Genomic DNA, 25,667 nt, shown 5'->3' with positions numbered 1-25,667 from the left:
GTTGAACATCCCCAAAAGGGACATATTGTCATTTTTAAAACAGCGAATATACCTTGATTGATATACTCAGTGTCGTGCCTATATCGAGTTATTTCGTCATTCAGAAACTAATGAGCCATCAGCATCATGGCTTAACTTGGGTGTCGCCCTTTTTGAACCCTGTCATTTTTCGTCATTATTGATACTTAACTTGTCATTTTGTTGGCTGCAAAAAGCCTTTATTGGTTGCTTTAATAGAGTCATAGCTTGTTAAGCAGTATTAATCCATAAGGAAACTGACCATGAAAAAATCTATCTTCGCAAACACATTACTTATTACGTCAATAGCATGCACTAGCATCTCTGCCAATGCAGCTGAACAAGAGCCGCTAACAACATGGGAGAAAACCGGGGTATTTTCATCCACCATTATCGTTGGCGCCATAGCAGGGGGTCCGGTTGGTCTGGTTATCGGTATTGCGGCCGGAGATTGGATCAATAATACTTGGGATAAATCCATTGAGTCTGAGCAGTTAACAGCAGAGAACCAGCAGGTGACAGAAAATTTACTGGCGAGTGAATTACAAAATAATCAGTTGCTACACGACGTATTAATTTTGGACCAACAGCTACAACAAATATCAGCAACAGAAGAACTTAACCAACAACTGATCCTTGACGCCTTACAACTGGATCTACTGTTTGCCGTTAATCAAAGTGCAATTGATACAACAAATCAAGCACGATTAACACAGCTATCAGATTACTTAATAGATAATCCAACCATGAACATCGTATTATCCGGTCACGCGGACCCGAGTGGACAAGAAGAGCTAAACATGAATTTAGCCCAGCAAAGAGCGGTAGCAGTACAAGATCAACTTATTGCGTTAGGTGTTAACAAAAATAATATCCAAGTACAATCTTTTGGTGCCGAATACGCAAGCTCCGCGTTAGGAGAGCTTATTCAATACCCAAGAGATCGTAAAGTAACTATCGAATTTATCGATGACCAAGACCACAATATGGAAGATAGCACCGCAGATGAAATAGCGATGCAATTCTGACACATTTCGAGCATGGCGATGAAGGCTAACGATAATTCGTTAGCCTTTTTAAGGTCTCATATCTACCTACAGAACCCTGATTATCTAGCCTATAACTCTTGTGAACTACTCACCGCTAAAGCGGCAGAGCTTCCTGTAGACAATCGCCTACATTCTTTTTTGACGTTTCTTTAGTAGATGCCTGTTTGCTACGCTTGCAGGTCTTACGTTTACTTCCACGCCCATTACCTAAACTGAGTACACCCTGTTTAGACAACTCCGTTCCAGAGTCTAAGATTAAGTTAATTGCTCTTTTTGCTATTACACTACTTGCATTTGAATCTGCATTATCAGTGTGTCCACAACTAACGCATTTGAACTCACTTTGTGAGGTTCTATTAGTTGGGTGAATGTGGCTGCAATTAGCACATTCCTGACTTGTGTATGCGGCTGATACTTTGAATACCGCCATTGCTTCACGTTTAGCTTTGTACTTAACGTATGATTCCAATAAGTGCCATCCACTTGCTAAAATCGTTTTGTTTAGTCCTGCTTTTTGTGCTGCTTTATTAGAAACAAACTTACCGTTTTGATCTTGCCTTTTCTTATGTTTGTGCATTTAGCGTAATGTTTTGAAATTCTAATCTTGGTCTTGTTTCTGCGGTTAGAACCCTTAGCTTGCTTTGATAGCCTGCGCTGTAGACACTTGATATATCGCTGCGACTTACTACTTGATAGCTTTTGCTCTTTAGTAAAATCAAACGCTTTGTAACCTGCATGAACAGGGACAGCTACACCACGATCTAAACCTACTGTTTTTTCTTGTAGAAATTCTTTAATTGCACCTTTTAAATATGACAAATGTTCTTCATCACCAAGTAATTGCTTTTCATCAAAACTATCATCGTAACAAAATGAAATGCTGTATAAGCCACGTTCTTTCTTGATATAGATTGATTTTGGTTCTGTGAATTTTCTATGCGATTTAAACGATAGATAACCTATGTTATTTGTTTTTGTTCCAATGAATAAGCGAGTAACACCATCATCACACTGAACGAACTTGAATACTTCTTTGGTTAGATGAACAGAGCCACGATCAGATTTAGACTTAAACTTTGGCTTGCCACATTCACCTTTCATGAACTTCTGGTAAGTTTGATACCAGTTTACCGCGCTATTGCGAATAATCTGACTAGGACAGTTGTATAACCACGGGCTTAATTCTTTAGATTTAAACTGTGCAGCCTTTTGGTCTACAGGTGCATAAGTACCGATTGAATAATACTTACGAGCAAATACACTGTAATACTTTTCTTCACCACATTTAGCGTTCCAGATAAACTTTGCACAACCCATCCACTGAGAAAGAACTTGTTTTTGTTCGTTAGTCGGGTTTGCTTTTAATTTAATACCTAATAACACTTTAGTCCTCCTTAGCTCAATAAGTTGTTGTTATTCGTGGTAAATGGTAAGTCATCATACATGATTAGGCGTGAATACTGGGAGCATGTTAAAAATATGCTTTGGGGTAATCACTTCTGGTCGCCTAGCTACTGCGTCATGTTCAAAACATAAATATATCTGTTCTATACTGAAGTGATAACGAAAAAATATTAAAATTATATTTTATGATCTAAGTAACAGTTTACCGACCCTAAGTGAGTATATTTAATAGTGTAAGTACATTATTTCACGACTAACGATTAGTCTTATCTTGAACAGGAGTTCCATAATGACCATTAACAACATCCTTTGCCCAACCGATTTTTCAGATATGGCGAATAGAGCGATAAGCTATGCAGCAGAAATGGCGTTGAAATATGATGCAACCTTACATTTAGTAAGTGTAATTAATGAGATACATGGCTTTGATAGTTTCCAGGTACTTGCTATCACCCCACGTGATATTCACGAACATATGTTAAAGATCACCCAAGAAAAACTGGACGAATTAACCTCAGATATTAGACCGAGTATTCCATTACATACCGCGGTACTAGAGGGACATCCATCAACAGAGATCACGCGTGCGGCGGCAGAATTTGATTGCGATATGATCGTCATCGCAAGTCATGGCCGTACTGGGTTGGAGCATATCCTCATTGGCAGTGTCGCCGAATCAGTGACTCGCCATTCTCACTGCCCTGTCTTGATCGTGAAGTAATATTAAATGCAATTGGTATAAAACCAATATGAGCCCATTAATTAAATTGTTTTAATTAATGGGCTTCATTATGACTTCAGATAAGTACGATTCACTTGGGAAAATACCATTAGTCTCATGGCAAATATCATTTACGTGGCGTTAATGTTAGCGCTAAATTGGTCGGCCGCATAGTAAACGCAAACTCTTCGCCGACTTCAGGCGCTTGTTCTGGTTGACTAATCACGTAATACCAACATAAACGGGCAATCACAGCCTTGCCTTCCATCATTGCTAAACGCTCACCTGGACAATGCCTTGCCCCTGCGCCAAACGGAATATGACTACTTTGTAGATGCGGACAAACCGGCTTTTCTGGGGTCGATAACCAACGCTCCGGATTAAACTTTTCAGGGCACGCCACCACCTTTTCATCTAACCCTCCGGGACGTGTTAATATAAAAATAGCCGTACCTTTTGGCACTTTAATGCCATTACTCAATACCGTGTCTTCAGTCGGTTCTGCGGAAATAAGCGGTGCAGTGCCTTTAAGCCGCAAACCTTCACGTAATATCGCTTCAATAAACTCAAACTGCTCTAACGCCGTCAGATCTACTTTTTCAATATCGCCATCGCAAACACGTGAGACTTCATCAATCACTTGCTGCTGTAAACTGGGATTTTGGGCTAAATAATACAAAGTCCACGCCAGCATATTAGAGGTTGTGTCTTCACCAGCCAGCAGCAAGGTTAAAATGTTGGCAACTAATTCATCATCCGTTAATTTACTCTCTTCGCTGTCACTGGCAACAATCATGGCTTGTAAAATCGTTTCAGGCTCGTCGGCTAACACACTATTTCCGGCCAAATCCACCTTGGCTTTAGTGATCATACTGACGGCTAATTGATAGACTTCTTCGCGGGCTTTATCAATTCTGCGCGTTTCAGGGGTACGAATATAACGCCACCACGGAAAAGGGTATTTACTGCGTTTATTTAATGCGCGAAACAGACGGTCAATATTATCACGCAGACTGGTATCTGCATTACCCAACAGCATATTGGTTTGATAACCGAATACCAAACTGGTGGTGATATCAATGGTAAAATACTGCAATAACTTATGCACATTAAACACTTCTCCCGTGGCTATTTTTTTATCTATAGCCGCTTGCAGATTAATGGATAATGATTTTAGCTGGGGTACAAAATTGGCTAATGTTTTGTAAGAAAATGCTGGCATAATCAATCGTCGCTGCCGCTTCCATTTGTCGCCATTACTGGAAAATACCCCGTGAATACCTAAGTCTGCAAACAACCATTCTAAACGTTCGGTACGATTAAACAGTTTCGGTCTTTGTTTGATAATTTCTAAGCCTATTTTAGGATCTGAGATCACCAGATACGGCTTATTCAATAATCTCATTTGATAAGCTGAACCGTACTCTTTCGCCCATTGCTCTAAGTGTGTATGAAATGATTCTGCCGAAATCTGTGTGAAATTACCGAGGATAACTTGTTGTTTTGGACCTGGTAGGTCATCGAAAGAAATTGTTGGTAATACTGACGAGTTAACACCCTTAACCATTTTAGCATTCATTTAACTTTCCCTGTTCAATATGACATAGTGCGATATTAAAATCGTTACCATTAACCATAGAACAGTTTTTTAAGATGGCATTACCGTTTTTTATCTTTAGTAAATTCATTAAACCAAGTTGGGAACCGCTCTTCTAACCAATATTTTGGCTTTAAAATGGAACCATACACAAAACCAACATGACCGCCATAACGACTTAATTCAAATACAATATTTGCCGACATATCTTTAGCGTTTGGGATCACTTTTTTAGTTAAAAACGGATCATCTTCGGCATGAATAAATAATGTTGGCGTTTCGATCTTATGCAAAAACTGCAAACTACTGCATTGACGATAATAATCCAGCGCATTTTTAAAACCATGTAACGGTGCGGTGACACGATCGTCAAATTCGATAAAAGTATTTAACTTTTTCACTTGCTTGGTCGTTAAATTCAACGCATTACGCATATCTAAATGTTCAAATTTACGCACCACACTGGCTTGCAGACGTTTAATCAACCGGCGTTGATACGCTTTAGAAAAGCCTTTTTTGATCCGCTCGGCACTTTCTGCTAATAATAATGGCGCAGATACCACAGAGGCAGCTAATAATTGTGATTGCTTACCGGTTTGTGCCAGATAATGCGTTAATACACTGCCACCCAACGAATAACCCACCGCAAATAAAGGCGCGTTAGGGTAACGCTTGGCAATCAAACCAATCACATAACTTGCATCACTGGTATCACCAGAATGATAAGCCCGTAATAAGCGGTTTGGTTCTTCACTACAACCACGAAAATGCATCACTAAACCAATCCAACCCGCAGCATTGACCGCACGCATAATACCTTTTACATAAGGCGACTCGACAGAGCCTTCAAGCCCATGGAAAATAATAACAATCGGTTTAATATTTTCGGCTGTTGGGAGCACAGTCCAAGCGAGATCAAGAAAATCACCATCTTCGAGTTCTAATCTTTCACTAATTGTCGGGAACGTCAGATTTCGGCGACTGATCGTCGGCAACATGGTTTGTAAATGCGCATTACGCATCCACCACTGCGGCTGAAATTGACTCGGTTGAAACATATTTTAATACCTTAAGTTAACCAACTGGCCACTAAACAACGTCTTACATTTTATTGGATATTTGATAATAACACCACTAGGATATTTTATAATAACACTCCAACTCGTTAAATTACGGTCAGTTGAGTAATTAATACCGCCAAGGTAAATAATGCTGTAAACTGAAAATAATTTTTCTTATAACCTGTGCTATTAATGAATTATATCGAACTTGAATCTTATTCTCGAAAGTGGATCTTCAACCATAAATCACTGCCAATTAACGCTGAAGATTTAGCGAATATCAAACCCTTTAGCAAAGAAAGAGCCGGTCAATTATGGAGCCAACTTATTAGCTCGCAATGTAACTTTACCGATCAATTCAGTAAAGGCGACTGGCCACATGATCAAAACACTTGGTTGCAAGAAGCTGACTGGCAGCGCGCTTGGGACAATGATGATAGCCATGAATTACCTGAAGAAGTGCTCGCACATTTAACTTGGGACGATAACAGTAAAGTTTATTTTTGCTATGAACGCTTCAATATGATTGAAACGAATTGGGGCACATTTAAACGTAACTGGAAAAACTTTTTGTTCTATGATGACGGTGCATTATTAATCTCCGCGAAACGTAAAGAAACCCTCTCATTTAAAGAGAACGGGTCCGTATTAATTGGTACGCGCGCAGCTGTCCAGCCAGCTAAATAAAGAGTTATCATGCATATTTCGTGTAGCTGTGGTTTAGCAATACCCTTTAAAGATTGCTGCGGTAAATACATTTATGGCACAGCAACGCCGATAACTGCAGAACAATTAATGCGTTCGCGTTACAGTGCTTATGTAAACAATGTACCGATTTATTTAATGGCAACACATCATCCCGATTTTATTGCTGACTTAAATGAAGACTTAATTACTGAAACCGCAGAAAATACCCCGTGGTTACGATTAGAAATAATCGTCAGCCAAGGTGATGAAGAAAGCGCAACTGGCATCGTGGAATTTAAAGCCTGGTTCCAAGACGGCGAGCAAGAAGCGTGTTTACATGAACGCTCCAACTTCGTATTTCAAGACCAACAATGGTTTTATACCCATGGCGAACTTAATCCTGCGCCACTAAAACAAAGCCGTAACGATCCTTGCTTATGCGGCAGTGATAAAAAATATAAGAAATGCTGTGGCTAGCCATCATTGCTAAACACAGTAAATATGGCTAAACGCATACAAGAATGGAGTATCTCGTTTAGCCATATACCCAAGCTTCTTCAAATACACAATCAGCATCTTGAGTAACTTGGGTATATAACATTAAACATCAAATAAAGTAGTAGCTAGGATACGTAAATCATGGAAAAGAAAATATTACTGGCCGATTGTCCCGATCAAAAAGGACTTATCTCGAAGATCACCAACATTTGTTATAAGCATCGACTCAATATTATCAATAACACCGAGTTTGTCGATAACACCCACAATCGATTTTTTATGCGTACCGAACTCGAAGGCATATTCAACGATGAAACCTTACTTGCCGACCTCGATAGCGCGCTACCAACAGGCTCACACCGTAAACTGGTTTCTGCGGGTCGTAAACGCATCGTCATCTTAGTCACCAAAGAAGCGCATTGCCTTGGTGATATTTTAATGAAAAATTACTACGGTGGTTTAGATGTTGAGATAGCCGCCATTGTGGGTAATTATGATAACCTGGCCGAATTAGCCGGAAAATTTGATGTGCCTTATCATACGGTGTCCCACGTCGGTATTAGCCGCGAAGAACACGAAGAACAAATCATTGAAACAGTAACAACATACCAACCTGATTATGTCATTTTAGCAAAATACATGCGTATTCTAACGCCAAATTTTGTCACTGTATTTGAAAATAAAATCATCAATATCCATCATTCTTTCTTGCCTGCTTTTATTGGCGCACAGCCTTATAAGCAAGCGTTTGAACGTGGCGTGAAGATTATTGGTGCAACCGCCCACTTCGTCACTAATAATCTTGATGAAGGGCCGATCATTTTGCAAGATGTCATCCACGTAGATCATAAATACAACGCCGAAGATATGGCGCGTTCAGGCAAAGATGTAGAAAAATCAGTGCTCAGTAAAGCATTGCGTCTAGTACTTGAAGAACGTGTGTTTATCTATGAAAACCGTACCGTGGTATTTTAATCTACTTTAAATCTCGTGAATAATAGAAAGCCCATAAATCATTATGGGTCCACGCTTATTTCCTTTCAGATATACCTTTACACGAGTAACTAAATTGTTAATATTAATGACTTATTCATAATTTAATGGTTTATCATGCTAACAATTATCTTTACCGCATTACTCAGTAGCATCTTTACAGCACTGGCGTTTCTTTATGTCTTCAATCATGTCATTAAGCCCTATTTAGCCACTCAGATCGCCTTGATAAAAATCGAAGCTGAAACCACCATTAACCAAGCTTCACCACAAATAAGTACAGATATTGCCGATGCTATCGAAGCAAAATTTGCCGAACTACAACCCGACTTAGAAGCGCATGTGAAGCAAGAACTCGATCAGATTATTGATGAATTCTTACCGCAACTCAGTAAAGAAGTTGAGGATGGTGTCGACAATGCCTTTAAAAAATTCATTCCAACAATAATGGGTTCGGCTGCGAGTATGCCAGCTGAAACGCTCATTAAAACCAGTTCAAGCTTATTTAATACCGGCATTGGTATTTTAAGAAGTGTGACTCCAGATGTGAGAAAGTAGTCATTTCGCCATCATTAAATAGCCCTGATCGGCATTCAATAACGATAATATGCTCATCACGTGATCCGGTCTAAATTTTAAACAATAATATTTACAACTGGATCGACCTGCATGATAGACAAAATTAATGTAAACTAGCGTTTTCATTCTCGTAGCTTAATTATATATGTTTCTAAACGAATTCTATTCTCAAAAAGACAGCTCTTTTCGCTTCACTCAACAGCAGGCTAGTCGATTTGCTAAAACGGTAGCGAACGACTATAACAAGATCCATGATGTGGATAATAAACGTTTTTGTGTTCCTGGCGACTTACTTTTTGCTGTATCTTTGGTTAAATTCGGTTTATCTGAAACAATGAAAATTGATTTTACCGGTATGGTTAAAAACGACACTGACCTCGCTTTTTCCCCACTGGTAGAAAATAAAACCGAAATAGTAAATACCGATCAAAAATCCTTTATGAAATTAGAGATTGGCGGTCCATCGTCTCACGATGAAAAAATAATCACTAAAATTATTAAAGAATATGTTCAATTTTCAGGAAATAATTTCCCTGACATAATGGTGCCACTGATGCGCTCAGAGAACCTCATGTTCAACCCCGCGCGTGCATTAGTGATGTATAAATCCATGCAATTAAACATGACACGTGTGAATGTTAATAGCATTACACTAAAATTTGATGGCGCTGTGATTGACGTGCAAGGCAAACGTGCAACCGTGACCTTTAAATTTGATTTCTACGAAGGTAATGACAAAATAGGAACAGGCCAAAAAGAAATGCTATTAAGCGGTCTCATCCCATACGAAGAATCGGTAATGGCCGGTGTCATTGCCGATTATCAAGCGGCAAAAACTAAGTACCTTGCTGCAGCGAGTTAATTCGTTACCTATTATTTAATGTGGTCGAGCGGTAATACCGTTCGGCTTAATACATTACGTAACATAAAGCTCGATTTCACCCCTGTTACCCCTTTAATTCGCGTTATCTTTCCTAGCAGTAACTCTTGGTAATGCTCCATATCCGGCACGATAACCTTTAACTGAAAATCGGCATCACTCCCGGTAATAATACAACATTCCATCACATCTGGGATCGCGGCGATCTCCGCTTCAAAATTATCAAATCGCTCAGGCGTATGTCGGTCCATACTAATATGAATATATGCCGTCAGCTTTAAACCAAGTTTGGCTTGATCAAGCAAGGTCACATGCTTGTCAATTAAGCCTAATTCTTCTAAATTTTTAACCCGTCGCGAGCACGGCGACGCCGATAGACCAATTTTATCCGCTAATTCTAAATTACTGATCCTGCCATTTTCTTGTATTAAATTAAGAATTAATTTATCGGTTCGATCTAGTTTCATATTCATAGTCCCTACTCCACTGTTTACGTCTAAATTAACACATCAACGTTAAATTTTAGAATTAAAATAGCGCACCAAAACGCAACTAGGGTCAATTATTGCTAATTACTAGCTTTAATTCAAATGTAATTGCTAAATAAGCGCCAAGTAATGCAAACATTGCAACCACCCTCCCCATCAACATCGCTATACTAAACCCAGTTAAAGATAACGCCAAAAGCTGATTAGCAGACACCTTAACCTAGGTCGACGCGGTGATAGAAGACCCCTTCTTGTAACCAATCAGGCACCACTCCTTACCCAGGAATTATCGTCATCACCAATGACAGGCAATATTAACGCAAAGATAGGCATCCTAAACGATGCCTTTTTTGTGTCCCATTTTCAGTTCAAATATCCCATCTATTATAAATTAACTACCACTTTCAAAGACTAACCTCTATAATTGAGCAAGTAAGATTAATTACAGTCACAACACACAGGTAAATTTTAATGCACTATGCAAATATCACCGGTTGGGGTAAATGCCTACCGCCTGCAACGCTAACAAATAATGATCTCAGCACTTTTCTTGATACTAATGACGAATGGATCCAATCTCGCACTGGTATGCAAGAACGTCGTATCTCACATGTAAGTACATCAGAATTAGCGTATGTGGCAGCGTGCCAAGCTATTGCAGCAGCGGGTATTGATGCATCAGAACTTGACGGTATTTTCTTTGCGACTTGTACTGCTGATTGCACACTGCCAAGTGCTGCATCAAAAGTTCAAGCTAAATTAGGCGCAACCAACGCCGCTGTATTTGATATGAATGCGGCTTGTACTGGTTTTGTTTATGGCCTGAGTACCGCAAGTGCATTTATCCAAAGTGGTCAAATGGACAAAATATTAGTAATTGGTGCAGAACGCATCAGTTATTTCCTTGACTGGACAGAGCGTGGCACTGCAGTATTATTCGGCGATGGTGCCGGCGCAGTGATTCTGGAATCGAGCACTGAAAAACAAGGTATTTTAAGTAGCAAAATTGGCTGTGATGGCGATGCTGGTCATATCCTTTCAGTACCTAACTTTGGTACTGACAGAGCACGTTTCAAAAATGTTGATGGTCTATTTGACTTCCACTTCGAGGGTAAAGAGATCTTTAAACGCGCGGTAACACGCATGGCTGAAGCCTCTGCGATTGCACTAGAGAAAGCAGGCATGACAGCTGAAGATGTTGATTTCATTATCCCACATCAAGCTAACTTGCGTATCATTGATTTTTTAGCCAAACGCATGGGTGCAAGCAAAGAAAAAGTCATGGTGAACGTACATAAATATGGAAATACCTCGTCAGCAACGGTGCCTATTGCACTTTGTGAAGCGCTAGAACAAGGCCGTATTAAAGCTGGTGACAATGTATTACTGGCTGCATTTGGTGGTGGTTTGACGTGGGGTGCGACGGTGATAAAATGGGGCGAAAGAACAACACCTATCGCAACATCAGATGTATCACTACCTGAATATAACGGCACTGCGTTGGAGCTCATCCAGGATGCTGTCAAGGGTTGTCAAGAGGCTAAATTAGCCCGTGAATCTCAAGCGGATTAATATCATCGTTAACAAGTTAATGAATTAATTTATTAACTTGTTAACCTATTAATTTGTTAACAGTACCATAAAGCCAAGTAAATGAAACTGCATTCGCTTGGCTTTTTATATATCTAAAACGACTGACACTCACTTTCAGAATAACCACGCACCGTTACATCAGAACATGCACCACATGCATTACTGAATGTTTTCAGCTCATTTGATTCCGTAGTACCACATACAGGGCGATAATCCATCGTACACATCTGTGGGCGCTCATCTGGGCAGCTATTGCTGTAACTTGGCAATATCGGTAATGACTTTGCTGTCTCTTCTGTAGTATCGATATTACTACATGCCGCTAAAGAAAATACTGCCAATGCTAATAAAATCGGTTTTTTCATTTGAATTCCAACCCTTCATTGATTGCTAATACTTTGTTGTTAGTGATTTGTGGTTAGCCATTAATTGTTAGATTTTACTAGCTCTTTCTTATTAACCCTTTCTGATTCATACTTATAATAACGGATTAAATAAGTAAAATAGGCTTTCTAAAAATCGTTGCACTCGACCTCGTTGTCGCCATTGAGTTAGGCATACCTGATGAGAATGGGCGATGTAAGATAACTGTAATTGATAAAGTTCTTCAATAAAAGGGGACTTATCAATCAGCAATGTGACTTCAAAATTTAACCAAAAACTGCGTTTATCTAAATTGACTGTACCGACTAAACATAGTTCATTATCCACCAGAATACTTTTAGTATGCAGTAAGCCATTTTGGTATTGATAAATTTCGACACCGCATACCAGCAACTCATCAAAAAAACCTTTGCAGGCATAATCCACCATGCGTGAATCATTCTTCGCCGGTAGAATAATCTGCACTTTTACGCCGCGGGCGCTGGCGGTTTTAAGAGCCGCTTGCAAGGCTTCATCGGGCACAAAATAAGGCGTGGTCAGAATTAAAGATTTTTGTGCTAAATAAATCGCTGAAACCAATACTTGATGAATATTATCATCATCAAAATAAGGTCCTGATGGGATCATTTGCACATGACTGCACTCTTCGAATACAGAACTTTCTTGGTATTTAGACGCCCTAGTATTAACTAAACTTTCCCCCGTTTCCATCTCCCAATCCCATTCCAACAACGAACCGGTAATCGGAATAATAGGCCCTTGCATGCGGATCATAATATCAACCCACTCACCGACCCCAGCGTGTTGTTTAAAAACCTCAGGATCAACCAAATTCATACTACCAGTATAACCCACATGGTTATCAATCGCGATAAGCTTACGGTGCATACGCAAATCTTGACGATGAAAAAATATTCGCATCGGCCCAACGGGCAGCACTTCAATAAGGTGAATACCGGCCTGTTTAAATAACTTAGGCCAACGACTTTTAAAAAACGGCGAACTGCCTACCGAATCGAGCATGACGCGACAGTCGACGCCACGTTTAGCGGCATTAATCAGCGCGCTAGCAACTAGGTCGGTTTTACCGCCCACCGCCCATATATAAAACTCGAGATACACAACGTGGGTAGCAGTATTCACATCTGCTATTATCTGCTCAAGAATATCGTGAGGACGGGTTAATAACGTCAGTTGATTACCAATCACGGCTGGCATTTGAAAACGCCCATAAATCAACTCACGCAATGGGGTAACTAAACTTCTCTTATCCGCATCACAAGAGACCAGATACGGGGCGGCACATAGATTAATCCGTTGGGTAAAAGGACCGAACATTACAGCGGCTCGTTGCACTCGCTTTTTACCTAAGTACAGCTCGCCAAAAATTAGATAAATGACGACACCAGCAAACGGTAACGCGTAAATCACCGCTAACCAAGCCAACGATATACTGGCAGGACGTCGCTTAGTAATAACCCGAAATGATACTAATATAATTATCACAGCATGCAAAAAAACCAACAGTAAGGTAAAAAAATTAGTAAACGAATCCCACTTATCCATCTTGGCTCTCGATCCAGGTCTTCAGACGCTTAACGTCATGCTGATATTCGGTATTAATCTGCTCAACCCAATCGTCAATATTTTCCCACCATGTAGGTTGGTCTGGTGACTGGACCAATTGTGATACTTGCTGGATCCGCATTAATCCAACCGTCCCTGCTGCGCCTTTGATTTTATGGGCTTCATCAACAATCGCATCTTGGTCTCGCGCCGTTAAATTAGTGTTTAACAACGTCAAATAATGCGGCATTGTTTGTTCAAAAAAACGCACACTTTGCAGTAATAAATCTTTACCTAAGGTATCGAGATATTGTTGTAATAAATCAATATCAAGGTATTCATCCAGCATTTCTTGATCATCAGCAGTATAATGCAGCTTAGGTTTTACCTTTTTTTCTACCTGGTTAAATAAGCGATTGATCACACCGGTTACGGCATTGATAGAGACTGGTTTACTGATCGCATCATTCATGCCTTTCTCAATATATTCTTGACGATTATTAATGACATTCGCCGTTATCGCGACCACTGGCGGTAACTCAAGCGTTTTATTCTCTCGTAATATTTTAATAATTTCAAACCCCGAGATATCAGGTAAATTAATATCTAAGAAGATTAAATCGTAGCTATTATTCTCTGCCATTTGGATAGCGCTACGACCATCAACAGCCACTTCAACAGTATGTCCGAGTTTATTTAAAATTGCGGTACACACAGTAACATTCAGTTCGATATCTTCAACCAGTAGTACCGACAGTTTAATTTGCTCACTGCCAGCAGTACCACTCGGTAGTAAGCTATCCACACCATCCACATCAAACTCGATGGTGAAACATGAACCTTCACCTAATTCACTTCTGACCCAGATATCCCCACCCATTGCCGTCATTAAACTTTTGGCGACAGACAGACCAATACCCGTACCCGTAGCACGCTTACTGCCTTGTTCCTGATAATACATCGCGAATATCTTATCTTGTCCAGCGGCAGAAATACCAATGCCAGTATCCTCTACTTCAAAGGTTAGACCAATTTTGTTATTCGCTTCCTCACTGGTAAATATCCGGATACTAATTTCACCTGAATCAGTAAATTTAACGGCATTCGACACCAAGTTCCATAATACTTGACGCAATCGTGTACCATCGGCATTGATAAAGTCGGGAATATCGCCGAATATCTCAAATGCTAACACCAAGCCTTTTTGTGCTACTTGAAGCAGTGCTAGGGTTTTAATATCATTGAGAAAACTTCTGAATTCAATTGGTTGATTTATGATCTCAAATTTACGGCGGTCAAATTTATCTAAATCAATAATATCATTAAAGATGTTACCCATTGTTTGCGCGCTAACATAAATAGTATTTAAGTGCTGACGTTGCTCAGCATTAAGCGAGCTATCAAGTAAGATCCGGCTTAAACCAACGACGCCATTTAACGGCGTGCGTAATTCATGGCTAATGGTCGAAATAAATGTGGTTTTATCCCGGCTGGCTTTTTCTAATGCATCTTGGTATTTTTTGCGTTCGGTAATGTCACGGCCATAACCCAGTACCCCGATATATTCATTCCGGCGTCCAAAAAAGGGCACTTTTCGTAATTCAAAGCAAGCCTTATGACCATCGGGGTAAGTTAACCACTGTTCATAGGTTTCCGGTAATTTGGTATTAAGAACGGCTTTGTCTGTTGCCGCAAATTTAGCCGCAATTTCAGTATCAAAAACATCAAACGGCGTCAAACCGATAAGCTCTTTTTCAATCTTACCCGTGAGCGCTTCCATGGCTAAATTACAACCAGAAAATTGTCCCTGTTCATTACTGTAATAAACCAGATCTGGCGAGCTATCAATAAATGAACGTACTAATGCAGACCGTTCTTCAACAATAAGTTGTGCTTGCTCACGATGAAATACTTCATTTTCCAAATCTTTGAAGGCCTGGTTTCTATCTGCTTCTGCTTTTTTACGCTCTTCAAATTCAGCATTCAGTTCAATCAGGTTAACTTGTAACTCTTGTTGTAACTGTAAATCACGAGCGCGGACTTCTTGCAGTTTGTAAACCATTTTACTGAGTCGTTTTCGTGAATGTTCGAGTTGCTGAACGACGATAGAGAGAAAAAACACCACCCAAGGCGTAATGATAATCGCAAATAAGATTGCCGCATATAGATCATCAAGTTTAACCTGACCACGTAGAATATAATTAATGCTGGCTTGAATAGTAATAGAAAAGAAAATAACCGTAGCGGCGGAGAGGATACTAAAACGAATAACGCCCAATTTAACGAGCATATCAACATAGTATTGAGCCCAAGCTCTGATTTTCATCATGGTGTACCCATATTCATAAAATTATCTAGATAATTAATAATATACGATAGGTTATAGGCAAACCACAGGAAAATTAAGCTTTTAATCAATCTAATGTTTTAATAAATCAAAATTTAATTCCACCATTGCAGGCTCACGCTCCTGATCGCGATATACACAATACTGATTGCGGCCATGTTCCTTGGCGAGGTACAACGCCTTATCCGCATGTTCAAGTAATTGCGCTTCCGAACTTTCATCTTCAGGCCACATAGTGGCAACACCAATACTAAGTGTGACATGTTTTGCCACGTTAGAGTGAGCATGTGCAATCGCTAAACTTTCAACCGCAGCAATGATTTTCAGGGCAAGACGAACTGCCCCTTCTTCGTCGGTATTGGGTAAAATAACGGCAAATTCTTCACCGCCATAACGCGCCACTAAATCTGCACCGCGATGGACCTGCTCATTCATCACTTGGGCAATGTTAGCGAGCACGACATCCCCCATTGGATGACCATAATTATCGTTGTATAACTTAAAACTATCCACATCGCAAAACAACAACGATATTTCTTTAACTTCGCGACAATGAGTTGACCAATGATGCTGTAACTTACGATCAAACGTGCGTCGATTAGCTATTTTAGTCAGTTCATCAATTGAACTTAGTTCATCAAATTTTTCTATCGCCTGTTCAAGTTCATGCTCGATACGCTTACGTTCGGTTAAATCTCGGTAGATAATTAAAATACCACTTTCACCATTGGTACTATTCACATAGCGCTGTTTACATATTTCATACCAGCGTGGATCTTGACCCACAAAATGCAAAAATTCTTCATAACGGATTGATTTCCCATCCACTAACAATTGATTTTCTTGTTCTAATAACCAGGACTTTTTATCGTGACTAAACAGTTGTTGTCTATCCATACCAATTAAATCAGCATGTTTCACACCAACAACCTCGCAATAACCATGATTGGCACCTACATACTTACCGTTACCATTCATAAAAGCAACCGGATCTGGCGTCGCATTAATGACCGAGTTTAATAAACTATTATGACGGCTTAACTCAGCCTCAATGCGTAAGTGCTCACTGTTCTCACTCAGCAGACGTTCATTAAGTTCCATCACTTCCGTTTGGTCATTCGATACTGTTAAGATCGCGACCACCTTTTGATGTTCGTCATACAGCGGATATTTGATTGTTTGCAATAAAATATTATTGTCATCAACCATACTCCACTCTTCATATTCTTGGACCTCACCAGTAAGTACATACTTTTCATAAGATTTTATTTGTTCCAGCTTGGAAACACTATAAAAATCGTGTTCAAAATAACCACTCACTTGCTCTACCGATTGGCCAAATTGAGTTGCCCATGATGGTGAACAACTTAAGATGAGACCATCCAATGTTTTGATATGAATCAATGCCGAATTGGAGGAAAATAAACTATTAATGATTTGCCCATCCATATTCCAAGGAGAAATGGTAGCAGAATTAGTATCCATATGCTCAATCTGACACAACCAAGCCCGACGACCTTGATAGTTTATTTGCACCGCACTATAACGTAACGTTTTCTTTAATTTCTTTATATGAAAAACATCATTGGTTACAGACGTTTGATCTGTTAGGTGAGATAGACGCTCAAAGCAGCACTGAGCAACAATATGGCTGGTATTATTATCTTGATCAAAAGCAGCGGTTATTGCCGGATTAACATAACGTATCGTGGCGTTTTTTACATCGAGAACAAGTGTTGGGGTGACTGAAAATGTCAGCAATGCTTTATAGGTAGCAATTTGGCGTGATAGCGTTAATATCACCAGCATACTCATTAATAAGGCCGCTACAACCAGCCAAAACGTGATCATGATAGGGGTGTTTGTTGATAATTCAGTAATAGCCTGCCACCAATTCAATATTGGCTGCATAAAAGATTGATAATTAAAATCCATATTCCCGCCCAAGATCCATCTCACACCGACCGACCATAGAACACCAAAATTAGAACCCTGTAAAGCAGTTATGATGAAAATTAACGCCAACGCCATTTTTTGTTTTACATACTTTAGTATTAGGTAACATAAACTAAACAAATCAATATATTATTAGAATAAACAATATAAATGGCATACTACAACATCAATAACAGCTTAAACATAATTTAAAAAATCACACAATGTCATATATCCAAAATAAAAACTAAATTTTGAATAATCCTCAGTTTTTTTTGTAGTTTATTGACCAATACCAAAATAAATGGCCCATTTACTTAAAAAGGTGATAAGTAACTCAGAATACATTTTTAGATTGACCTAAGTATTAATTCTGGTAAATTTGGCAGGTTAGCCAATTTTCGGCTTTTGAAAATTTTAACGATTTATCTATTTTTGTATGTATTTTTACCTGTGAGTAGAAACTCAATATAGGCATATATATTTAGTATTTAGTGAATTGAATGCAAGGGAGAAGTGCAATGTCAGTCTATGACCCGTCGCTGGAAAAAGACAACTGTGGTTTTGGTTTAATCGCCCATCAAGAAGGTGAAGCTAGCCATAAGTTAGTGCGCATCGCTATTTCATCATTAGACCGTATGCAACATAGGGGCGGTATCGCGGCAGATGGGAAAACAGGAGATGGCTGTGGTTTACTCATGCAGAAACCTGACAGTTTTTTCCGTGCTATCGCGATAGAAAATGATTGGAATCTAGGAAGTAATTACGCCGTTGGTATGATTTTCTTAAATCAGGATACCGATAAGTCTGCAGCAGCAAAGCAAATCATTAAAGAAGAGCTCGAACGCGAAACACTCAAGGTTGTTGGCTGGCGTGAAGTCCCTCTTGATACCAGCGTGCTTGGCGAAATTGCAATGTCATCGCTGCCACAAATCCAGCAGGTATTTATTAATGCACCTGCGGGCTGGGCACCAAAAGATATTGAACGCCGTTTATATATAACTAAACGTCGTATCGAAAAACGCATTACCGATGACAACGATTTTTATATTGCCAGCTTATCAAACCTAGTGACTATCTATAAAGGTTTGTGTATGGCTGGCGATCTGCCGAAGTTCTTCTTAGATCTTGCCGATCTGCGTATGCAATCTTCAATTTGCTTGTTCCATCAACGATTCTCAACAAATACCTCGCCAAAATGGCCATTAGCACAACCATTCCGCTTTATGGCGCACAATGGTGAGATTAATACCATCGAAGGTAACCGAGAATGGGCACGCGCACGTAGCTACAAATTTAGTTCTCCACTCCTCCCTGACATGCATGATGCGGCACCGTTTGTTAATACCAAAGGTTCTGACTCATCATCTATGGATAACATGCTCGAGCTATTCTTAGCCGGTGGCATGGACATTTTCCGTGCTTTCCGTCTACTTGTGCCGCCAGCATGGCAAAATCACCCGAATATGGATGATGATCTACGCGCATTCTATGACTTCAACTCTATGCATATGGAACCTTGGGATGGCCCTGCGGGTATCGTCCTAACTGATGGCCGTTATGCCGCTTGTGGTCTCGACCGTAATGGTTTACGTCCAGCACGTTATGTGCGCACCACAGATGGTTTCATTACCGTCGCCTCTGAAGTCGGTATTTGGGATTACACCGCTGATGAAGTTATCGAAAAAGGCCGTGTTGGTCCAGGTGAGTTACTTGTTATCGATACTGAAACCGGCAAACTATGGACATCTTGGGACATCGACCAAGATCTGAAAAGCCGTAATCCATACCGTGAATGGTTAACCAATAATTCAACGAAACTAACGCCGTTTGAAGCATTACCAAAAGAAGCCATCGGCACTCGTACATTTAATGACGAGCAATTAGCCACGTATCAAAAACAATTTGATTACAGTAAGGAAGAACTCGAGCAAATTATTCGGGTGCTCGGTGAAAACGGTCAAGAAGCGACAGGCTCGATGGGTGATGATACCCCAATGGCTGTACTTTCAACTAAAACACGTTCGCTGTATGACTACTTCCGTCAGAAATTCGCGCAAGTAACCAACCCGCCAATCGACCCATTACGTGAAAATCATGTCATGTCATTGGCAACTTGCATCGGTCGTGAGCACAATGTGTTTAATGAAACCGATGGTCATGCGCACCGCGTACTATTTGATTCACCCGTACTATTATGTTCAGACTTTAAGCAGGTAACTGAATTAAGCGGCGAGCACTATAAAACCGCAAAAATTAACCTTTGCTTTAACGGTCAAGATGAAACCTTAGCACGCGCGGTAGCCCGCATTACTGCCGAAGCGATTGAACTTGCGACTGCGGGTGTTGTGCTATTAGTACTAACAGACCGGACCTTAGCGAAAAATAATTTACCCATTCCAGCAGCAATGGCTGTAGGCGCGGTACAAAAAGCATTGGTTGACGCCAATTTACGTTGTGATACTAACATTTTTATCGAAACGGCAAGTGCCCGTGACCCACATCATTTTGCGGTATTGATTGGGTTTGGTGCCACTGCGGTTTACCCGTACCTGGCTTACGAATCACTGCGTAAACTTGTTGAAATAGAAACCATCCAACAAGATATTGCGAAGACATTGTTAAACTACCGTAATGGTATTAATAAAGGTCTGTACAAGATCATGTCGAAAATGGGTATTTCTACCATTGCCAGTTACCGTTGCTCACAACTGTTTGAAGCCGTGGGTTTAGCCGACGAAATTATCGAGTTATGCTTCAAAGGCACAAGCAGCCGTATTAAGGGCGCTGATTTTAGCGATTTCCACATTGACCAACAGATACTGAGTAAATTGGCATGGACAAAACGTAAACCGACCTCACAAGGCGGTCTACTGAAATATGTTCACGGTGGTGAATACCATGCTTATAATCCAGATGTTGTCAGTACATTACAAACAGCAGTACAAAGCGGAAAATACGAAGACTACCAACGGTATTCAACCGAAGTAAATGAGCGCCCTATTACCACCCTGCGTGATATGTTACAGCTGAAGAAATCAGATAATCCGATTGAACTGGATGCTGTAGAGCATGAAGATAACCTATTCAAACGTTTTGATACCGCTGCAATGTCAATCGGTGCATTAAGCCCTGAAGCCCATGAAGCACTGGCGATTGCGATGAACACCTTAGGTGGTAACTCTAATTCGGGCGAAGGCGGTGAAGATCCACGTCGTTTTGGTACTTTAAAAGTATCTAAAATTAAACAAATCGCGTCTGGCCGCTTTGGTGTAACACCGCATTACTTAATGAATGCAGAGATCATTCAAATAAAAGTAGCGCAAGGTGCGAAACCAGGTGAAGGTGGTCAATTACCCGGCCATAAAGTAACCACTGAAATTGCTAAATTACGTAATGCCGTACCGGGTGTAACCCTTATTTCACCACCACCGCATCATGATATCTATTCTATTGAAGATTTAGCACAGCTTATTTTTGATATTAAACAAATCAACCCGACTGTATTAGTCTCGGTGAAATTAGTATCAGAGCCGGGGGTGGGTACCATTGCTACCGGTGTTGCAAAAGCCTATGCCGATTTAATCACTATTTCAGGTTACGATGGTGGTACTGCAGCAAGCCCTATTACCTCGGTGAAGTATGCAGGTAGCCCTTGGGAACTTGGTTTAGCCGAAACGCAGCAAGCATTAGTTGCAAATGGCTTGCGTCACCGTATCCGTTTACAAGTTGATGGCGGTCTAAAAACCGGCCTTGATGTTATTAAAGGCGCTATTCTAGGTGCAGAAAGCTTTGGTTTTGGTACCGGTCCAATGGTGGCGTTAGGTTGTAAATTCCTCCGAATTTGTCACCTAAACAACTGTGCAACAGGTGTTGCAACACAAGACGAAAAATTACGTCAAGATCACTTCCATGGTCTGCCAGAAATGGTCATGAACTACTTCAAGTTTATTGCCCAAGAAACCCGTGAAATCATGGCCTCACTTGGCGTAACTCAGTTAACTGATTTAATTGGCCGTACCGATTTACTGGTGCAATTAGACGGCATAACTGACAAGCAACGTAAAATTGATTTATCTGGCATCATCTACAAGCCACAGCCAAAAGAAGGCTTAGGTGTTTACTGTCAGGCAACCAACGATCCGTATGATAAAGCAGAACTAAACGAAGCATTAATTGCGCATTACTTAGAAGCAATCACGGAGAAATCAGGGTTATCAAATCATTACCCAATTAAAAACACTGACCGTTCTGTGGGTGCCCGCCTGTCTGGTGAGATTGCCAAACAGCACGGCAACCAAGGTATGGCATCAGACCCTATCACGGTTAACTTTACCGGTACTGCCGGACAAAGTTTCGGGGTCTGGAATGCCGGTGGCTTACACCTCATCCTCACTGGCGATGCCAACGATTACGTTGGTAAAGGCATGGCAGGCGGTAAGATCGTTATTCGTCCTGAACCGGGTTCAGCGTTTAAATCAAACGAAGCGGTTATCGCAGGTAATACTTGTCTATACGGCGCAACCGGTGGCGAATTATACGCAGCAGGTTTAGCTGGCGAACGTTTTGCAGTACGTAACTCCGGGGCACACGCTGTGATCGAAGGTATTGGTGACAACGGTTGTGAATACATGACTGGCGGTATTGTGACAATTCTCGGGGAGACAGGTGTTAACTTTGGCGCAGGTATGACCGGTGGTTTTGCTTATGTTTATGACGAGAATAGTCAATTAGCAAGTAGACTCAACAACGAACTGGTTGAACAGCATGCAGTAACGGACTACCCAATGCACGTTGAACACCTGCGCGGTATCATCATTGAACACCTTGCTCAAACATGCAGTCAGCATGCGCAAAATCTGCTTAATGAATTTGATACGGTGATAAATAAATTCTTTATTATCAAGCCTAAAACAGCTGATATGAACGCATTACTTGGCCACCAATCACGCTCTGCTGCAGAGTTACGTGTCCAGGCTCAATAGGAGGGATCATGAGTAATAATGTATTTCAATTTGTCGATGTACAACGCATTGATCCAGATAAGAAGCCGTTAAAAATCCGTAAAGTGGACTTTATCGAGATTTATAAACCATTCACGATGAACCAAGCACAAATGCAATCGGGTCGTTGTTTAGAATGTGGTAATCCGTACTGTGAGTGGAAATGCCCAGTACATAACTACATTCCAAACTGGTTAAAGCTGGTTGAAGAAGGTCGTATTATTGAGGCCGCAGAGCTTTGTCATGAAACCAACAGCTTGCCTGAAGTCTGTGGCCGAGTTTGCCCACAAGATCGTTTATGTGAAGGTTCTTGTACGCTCAATGATGACTTTGGTGCGGTGACTATTGGTAATGTTGAAAAATACATTACCGACGAAGCCTTTAAAATGGGCTGGCGTCCAGACATGTCAAAAGTTGTTCGCAACAATAAAAAAGTGGCGATTATTGGCGCAGGCCCTGCAGGTCTTGGCGCCGCCGATATCTTAGTGCGTAATGGGGTAACCCCCGTCGTCTATGACCGATATCCAGAAATTGGTGGTCTATTAACGTTTGGCATTCCCGCGTTCAAACTGGATAAAAGCGTGATGAGTCATCGCCGTGAAGTATTCACGGAAATGGGCATCGAATTTTGCCTTAACACTGAAATTGGTAAAGATATTCAATTCAGTGAATTAGTTGCCGAGTACGATGCAGTTTTTGTCGGTGTTGGTACCTACAAATACATCAGTGGTGGTTTTGATAACGGTGCAGCACAAGGCGTCTATGATGCCCTGCCTTACCTTATTGCTAATGTTAATCATGAACTTGGCTTTGAAAAGAACGCCGATGATTACATTAACTTAAAAGGCAAAACAGTAGTAGTACTGGGTGGCGGTGATACCGCGATGGACTGCGTACGAACCGCAATACGTCAAGGCGCTAAAAACGTTTATTGTGCTTACCGTCGTGATGAAATAAGTATGCCCGGTTCTAAACGTGAAGTTAAAAACGCCAAAGAAGAAGGGGTTAAATTCTTATGGAATTTACAACCACTTGATATAGAAGTGGCTGGCGATAAAGCCACTGGCGTTAAAATGGTGAAAACTCGCCTAGGTAACCCAGATAAAAACGGTCGTCGTCGTGCCGAACAAGTGATTGGCTCTGAACATGTGCTAAAAGCCGATGCGGTTATTCAAGCATTTGGTTTCCAGCCAGATCCTGCCCAATGGTTATTGGATGAAGGTGTTACCACAAACAGCTGGAATGGCATTATTGCTCCAGAAAAAAGTGACTTCCCATTCCAAACTGAAAATCCAAAAATCTTTGCTGGCGGTGATGCCGTTCGCGGTTCAGACCTGGTGGTAACAGCAATTGATGAAGGTCGTCGTGCTGCCGAAGCCATGTTGGACTATTTAGAAGTTTAAATGCTTATAAAAATGCAGTGTTTAACGGCGCTGTTATTTAGTCGTTAAAGCCTGATATTACTAATTAAAAACGCTAGTATTCATTTTACTAGCGTTTTTTTATACGTTATTTTCAACTATAAAAACGATAATATATTTAATTATTGATCATTATTTTGTATTATACCCATCCAATTACAAGGAACTATGGCGCAAATACCTGATAACAATGAACTCGTTTAATATCCGCACAACAACTAAATTAACTTTAATTGTTATTAGTATCGCTTTTAGTTTTTTAAGCACAGTATTTAGCGTGCCGAGCTTTGCTGCGCAAGAAATAATTCTAGGTGACTATATTAAAACGCAAGCGCCAACCTCACTTAGCGAATCAAGCAGTGTTAGCACCAATATTGCCGACAATACCGATGCAGTGACCCACATTGAAAACAGCCAAGAGATCATACTTGCCGACAGTTTAGGCATAGATGAAGATTGGCTCTGGTTAAAATCAGGTGAATTCTTAATTGGTAACATCGAAGATCTTTATGATGAAAAACTCGCTTTCGATAGCGATGACCTTGGCGATTTAAAAATTAAGTGGTCTGATATCAGCCGCATTAACAGTCGTCAATTATTTACCGTTCGAACCATTGACGGCAGTATCATTACCGGCACCATTGCGCTTGAAGACGGTATCCTCATTATTAGCAATAACCGGCAGCACAAAATAGCCCAAGCAGATCTAATGACCCTGATCGCAGGTTTAGAGACTGGTGGTAATATATGGCAAGGAAAAATAACCTTCGGTGCCAATCTCAGCTCAGGTAATACCAATAAACTTGAATATAATACCAATGCAGAACTTTCTCGTCACACCACTACATCGCGTATTAAAACGTCTTATAGCGCGATTATCGGGGTGACAGATAATGTTCAGACCGATGAGAACCATCGTTTTTTAATGACCTACGATGTCTATAGTGACAAAGACTTATTTTTCAGACCGCTTGATTTAAGTCTATACCGAGACCCATTGCAAAATGTAAACAGCCGGATCAATATCGGTATGGGTATCGGTTATCAATTCATTGACGACGGCGATCAAGCGTTAGAGATGAACTTAGGACCTTCTTATTTGTATACCAAATATGAATTTAGCGAGACACAACTCAATACGAGTGATTCCAGTCTCGCTGTATCCGTCAGTCTTGATTATGAGCGTGAAATACATAATCAGATTGATCTAGAATTGAGTTATAAAATAACCGCAACAGAATCTGATCTTGGCGGCTATTTACAAAACGCCAAAATGAATTTTGATATTGAACTGACTGACGTGCTTGATTTCGATATTACTTTCTTTTGGGATCGGGTTAATAACCCCCTACTTAATATCGACGGTGTGCCGCTAGAAAAAAATGACTTTCGTATAGCATTTGGCTTAGGTGTTTCATTTAATTAATCGCTTAACGACCAATT

General features: G+C 40.5%; 21 protein-coding genes. 12 read left to right on the top strand and 9 right to left on the bottom strand.

What is annotated here, in order from left to right; genetic code table 11:
- Positions 1–281: 281 nt before the first annotated feature.
- Entirely contained in the window at positions 282–1,046 is a 765-nt protein-coding gene (locus MORIYA_RS18790; protein ID WP_112717691.1) for an OmpA family protein, read from the top strand.
- 115 nt (positions 1,047–1,161) lie between these two features.
- Here the strand turns inward: MORIYA_RS18790 and MORIYA_RS21105 are convergent, their stop codons facing one another.
- Together MORIYA_RS21105 and MORIYA_RS18785 are read right to left on the bottom strand one after the other, a co-directional pair.
- Positions 1,162–1,536, bottom strand: a complete 375-nt coding sequence (locus MORIYA_RS21105) for a zinc ribbon domain-containing protein (protein WP_197713402.1) — start codon at positions 1,534–1,536, stop codon at positions 1,162–1,164.
- 32 nt (positions 1,537–1,568) lie between these two features.
- Entirely contained in the window at positions 1,569–2,450 is an 882-nt protein-coding gene (locus tag MORIYA_RS18785) for an RNA-guided endonuclease InsQ/TnpB family protein (protein WP_197713401.1), read from the bottom strand.
- Between the two features lie 36 nt (positions 2,451–2,486).
- Between MORIYA_RS18785 and MORIYA_RS21640 the strand changes: the two genes are divergently transcribed.
- On the top strand, positions 2,487–2,603 hold the full coding sequence (locus MORIYA_RS21640) for a transposase (protein ID WP_269461248.1): 117 nt from the start codon (positions 2,487–2,489) through the stop codon (positions 2,601–2,603).
- 157 nt (positions 2,604–2,760) lie between these two features.
- On the top strand, positions 2,761–3,192 hold the full coding sequence (locus MORIYA_RS18775; protein WP_006032759.1) for a universal stress protein: 432 nt from the start codon (positions 2,761–2,763) through the stop codon (positions 3,190–3,192).
- Positions 3,193–3,319: 127 nt separating this feature from the next.
- Here MORIYA_RS18775 and MORIYA_RS18770 read toward each other — a convergent pair whose 3' ends face one another.
- Both MORIYA_RS18770 and MORIYA_RS18765 read right to left on the bottom strand, forming a co-directional pair.
- On the bottom strand, positions 3,320–4,771 hold the full coding sequence (locus MORIYA_RS18770) for a cytochrome P450 (RefSeq protein WP_112717689.1): 1,452 nt from the start codon (positions 4,769–4,771) through the stop codon (positions 3,320–3,322).
- An 80-nt stretch (positions 4,772–4,851) separates the two neighbouring features.
- Positions 4,852–5,847, bottom strand: a complete 996-nt coding sequence (locus MORIYA_RS18765; RefSeq protein ID WP_112717687.1) for a hydrolase — start codon at positions 5,845–5,847, stop codon at positions 4,852–4,854.
- 195 nt (positions 5,848–6,042) lie between these two features.
- Between MORIYA_RS18765 and MORIYA_RS18760 the strand changes: the two genes are divergently transcribed.
- The 5 genes from MORIYA_RS18760 (at position 6,043) to MORIYA_RS18740 (ending at position 9,469) form a co-directional block, all read left to right on the top strand.
- Positions 6,043–6,537: a DUF2947 domain-containing protein gene (locus MORIYA_RS18760; protein WP_112717685.1), complete on the top strand. Its 495-nt coding sequence runs from the start codon at positions 6,043–6,045 to the stop codon at positions 6,535–6,537.
- 9 nt (positions 6,538–6,546) lie between these two features.
- Positions 6,547–7,014 carry a YchJ family protein gene (locus MORIYA_RS18755; RefSeq protein ID WP_112717683.1) on the top strand — a complete coding sequence of 156 codons (468 nt, stop codon included), beginning with the start codon at positions 6,547–6,549 and terminating at the stop codon, positions 7,012–7,014.
- Positions 7,015–7,176: 162 nt separating this feature from the next.
- The gene (purU, locus tag MORIYA_RS18750; RefSeq protein WP_112717681.1) at positions 7,177–8,010 is read left to right on the top strand and encodes a formyltetrahydrofolate deformylase; all 834 of its coding nucleotides are present in this window, start codon (positions 7,177–7,179) and stop codon (positions 8,008–8,010) included.
- 135 nt (positions 8,011–8,145) lie between these two features.
- Positions 8,146–8,586: a hypothetical protein gene (locus MORIYA_RS18745; protein WP_112717679.1), complete on the top strand. Its 441-nt coding sequence runs from the start codon at positions 8,146–8,148 to the stop codon at positions 8,584–8,586.
- A 166-nt stretch (positions 8,587–8,752) separates the two neighbouring features.
- Positions 8,753–9,469 carry a DUF3581 family protein gene (locus MORIYA_RS18740; protein ID WP_112717677.1) on the top strand — a complete coding sequence of 239 codons (717 nt, stop codon included), beginning with the start codon at positions 8,753–8,755 and terminating at the stop codon, positions 9,467–9,469.
- Between the two features lie 11 nt (positions 9,470–9,480).
- Here MORIYA_RS18740 and MORIYA_RS18735 read toward each other — a convergent pair whose 3' ends face one another.
- Complete coding sequence (locus tag MORIYA_RS18735) at positions 9,481–9,954, bottom strand: Lrp/AsnC family transcriptional regulator (protein ID WP_112718679.1); 474 nt, start codon at positions 9,952–9,954, stop codon at positions 9,481–9,483.
- Between the two features lie 492 nt (positions 9,955–10,446).
- On the opposite strand from MORIYA_RS18735, the gene MORIYA_RS18730 reads away from it, so the two are divergent.
- The gene (locus MORIYA_RS18730; protein ID WP_112717675.1) at positions 10,447–11,547 is read left to right on the top strand and encodes a ketoacyl-ACP synthase III; all 1,101 of its coding nucleotides are present in this window, start codon (positions 10,447–10,449) and stop codon (positions 11,545–11,547) included.
- 113 nt (positions 11,548–11,660) lie between these two features.
- Here the strand turns inward: MORIYA_RS18730 and MORIYA_RS18725 are convergent, their stop codons facing one another.
- The 4 genes from MORIYA_RS18725 to MORIYA_RS18710 form a co-directional block, all read right to left on the bottom strand.
- Positions 11,661–11,933: a lipoprotein gene (locus tag MORIYA_RS18725; RefSeq protein WP_112717673.1), complete on the bottom strand. Its 273-nt coding sequence runs from the start codon at positions 11,931–11,933 to the stop codon at positions 11,661–11,663.
- A gap of 112 nt (positions 11,934–12,045) precedes the next feature.
- Positions 12,046–13,518: a cardiolipin synthase gene (cls, locus tag MORIYA_RS18720; RefSeq protein ID WP_112717671.1), complete on the bottom strand. Its 1,473-nt coding sequence runs from the start codon at positions 13,516–13,518 to the stop codon at positions 12,046–12,048.
- Positions 13,511–15,847: an aerobic respiration two-component sensor histidine kinase ArcB gene (gene arcB, locus MORIYA_RS18715; protein WP_112717669.1), complete on the bottom strand. Its 2,337-nt coding sequence runs from the start codon at positions 15,845–15,847 to the stop codon at positions 13,511–13,513. Before arcB ends, cls begins: the two co-directional genes overlap by 8 nt.
- Before the next feature lie 90 nt (positions 15,848–15,937).
- Positions 15,938–17,800, bottom strand: coding sequence for a sensor domain-containing diguanylate cyclase (locus MORIYA_RS18710; protein WP_112717667.1), 1,863 nt, complete (start codon positions 17,798–17,800; stop codon positions 15,938–15,940).
- 521 nt (positions 17,801–18,321) lie between these two features.
- On the opposite strand from MORIYA_RS18710, the gene gltB reads away from it, so the two are divergent.
- The 3 genes from gltB (at position 18,322) to MORIYA_RS18695 (ending at position 25,650) form a co-directional block, all read left to right on the top strand.
- Positions 18,322–22,785, top strand: a complete 4,464-nt coding sequence (gene gltB / locus MORIYA_RS18705) for a glutamate synthase large subunit (protein ID WP_112717665.1) — start codon at positions 18,322–18,324, stop codon at positions 22,783–22,785.
- An 8-nt stretch (positions 22,786–22,793) separates the two neighbouring features.
- Complete coding sequence (locus tag MORIYA_RS18700; protein WP_112717663.1) at positions 22,794–24,206, top strand: FAD-dependent oxidoreductase; 1,413 nt, start codon at positions 22,794–22,796, stop codon at positions 24,204–24,206.
- A 208-nt stretch (positions 24,207–24,414) separates the two neighbouring features.
- Positions 24,415–25,650, top strand: a complete 1,236-nt coding sequence (locus tag MORIYA_RS18695; protein WP_112717661.1) for a DUF481 domain-containing protein — start codon at positions 24,415–24,417, stop codon at positions 25,648–25,650.
- The last annotated feature ends 17 nt before the right edge of the window (positions 25,651–25,667 follow it).

This window comes from Moritella yayanosii, assembly GCF_900465055.1.
In the GTDB taxonomy this organism is placed as follows: domain Bacteria; phylum Pseudomonadota; class Gammaproteobacteria; order Enterobacterales; family Moritellaceae; genus Moritella; species Moritella yayanosii.
This window is presented reverse-complemented; position numbering and strand designations above follow the sequence as displayed.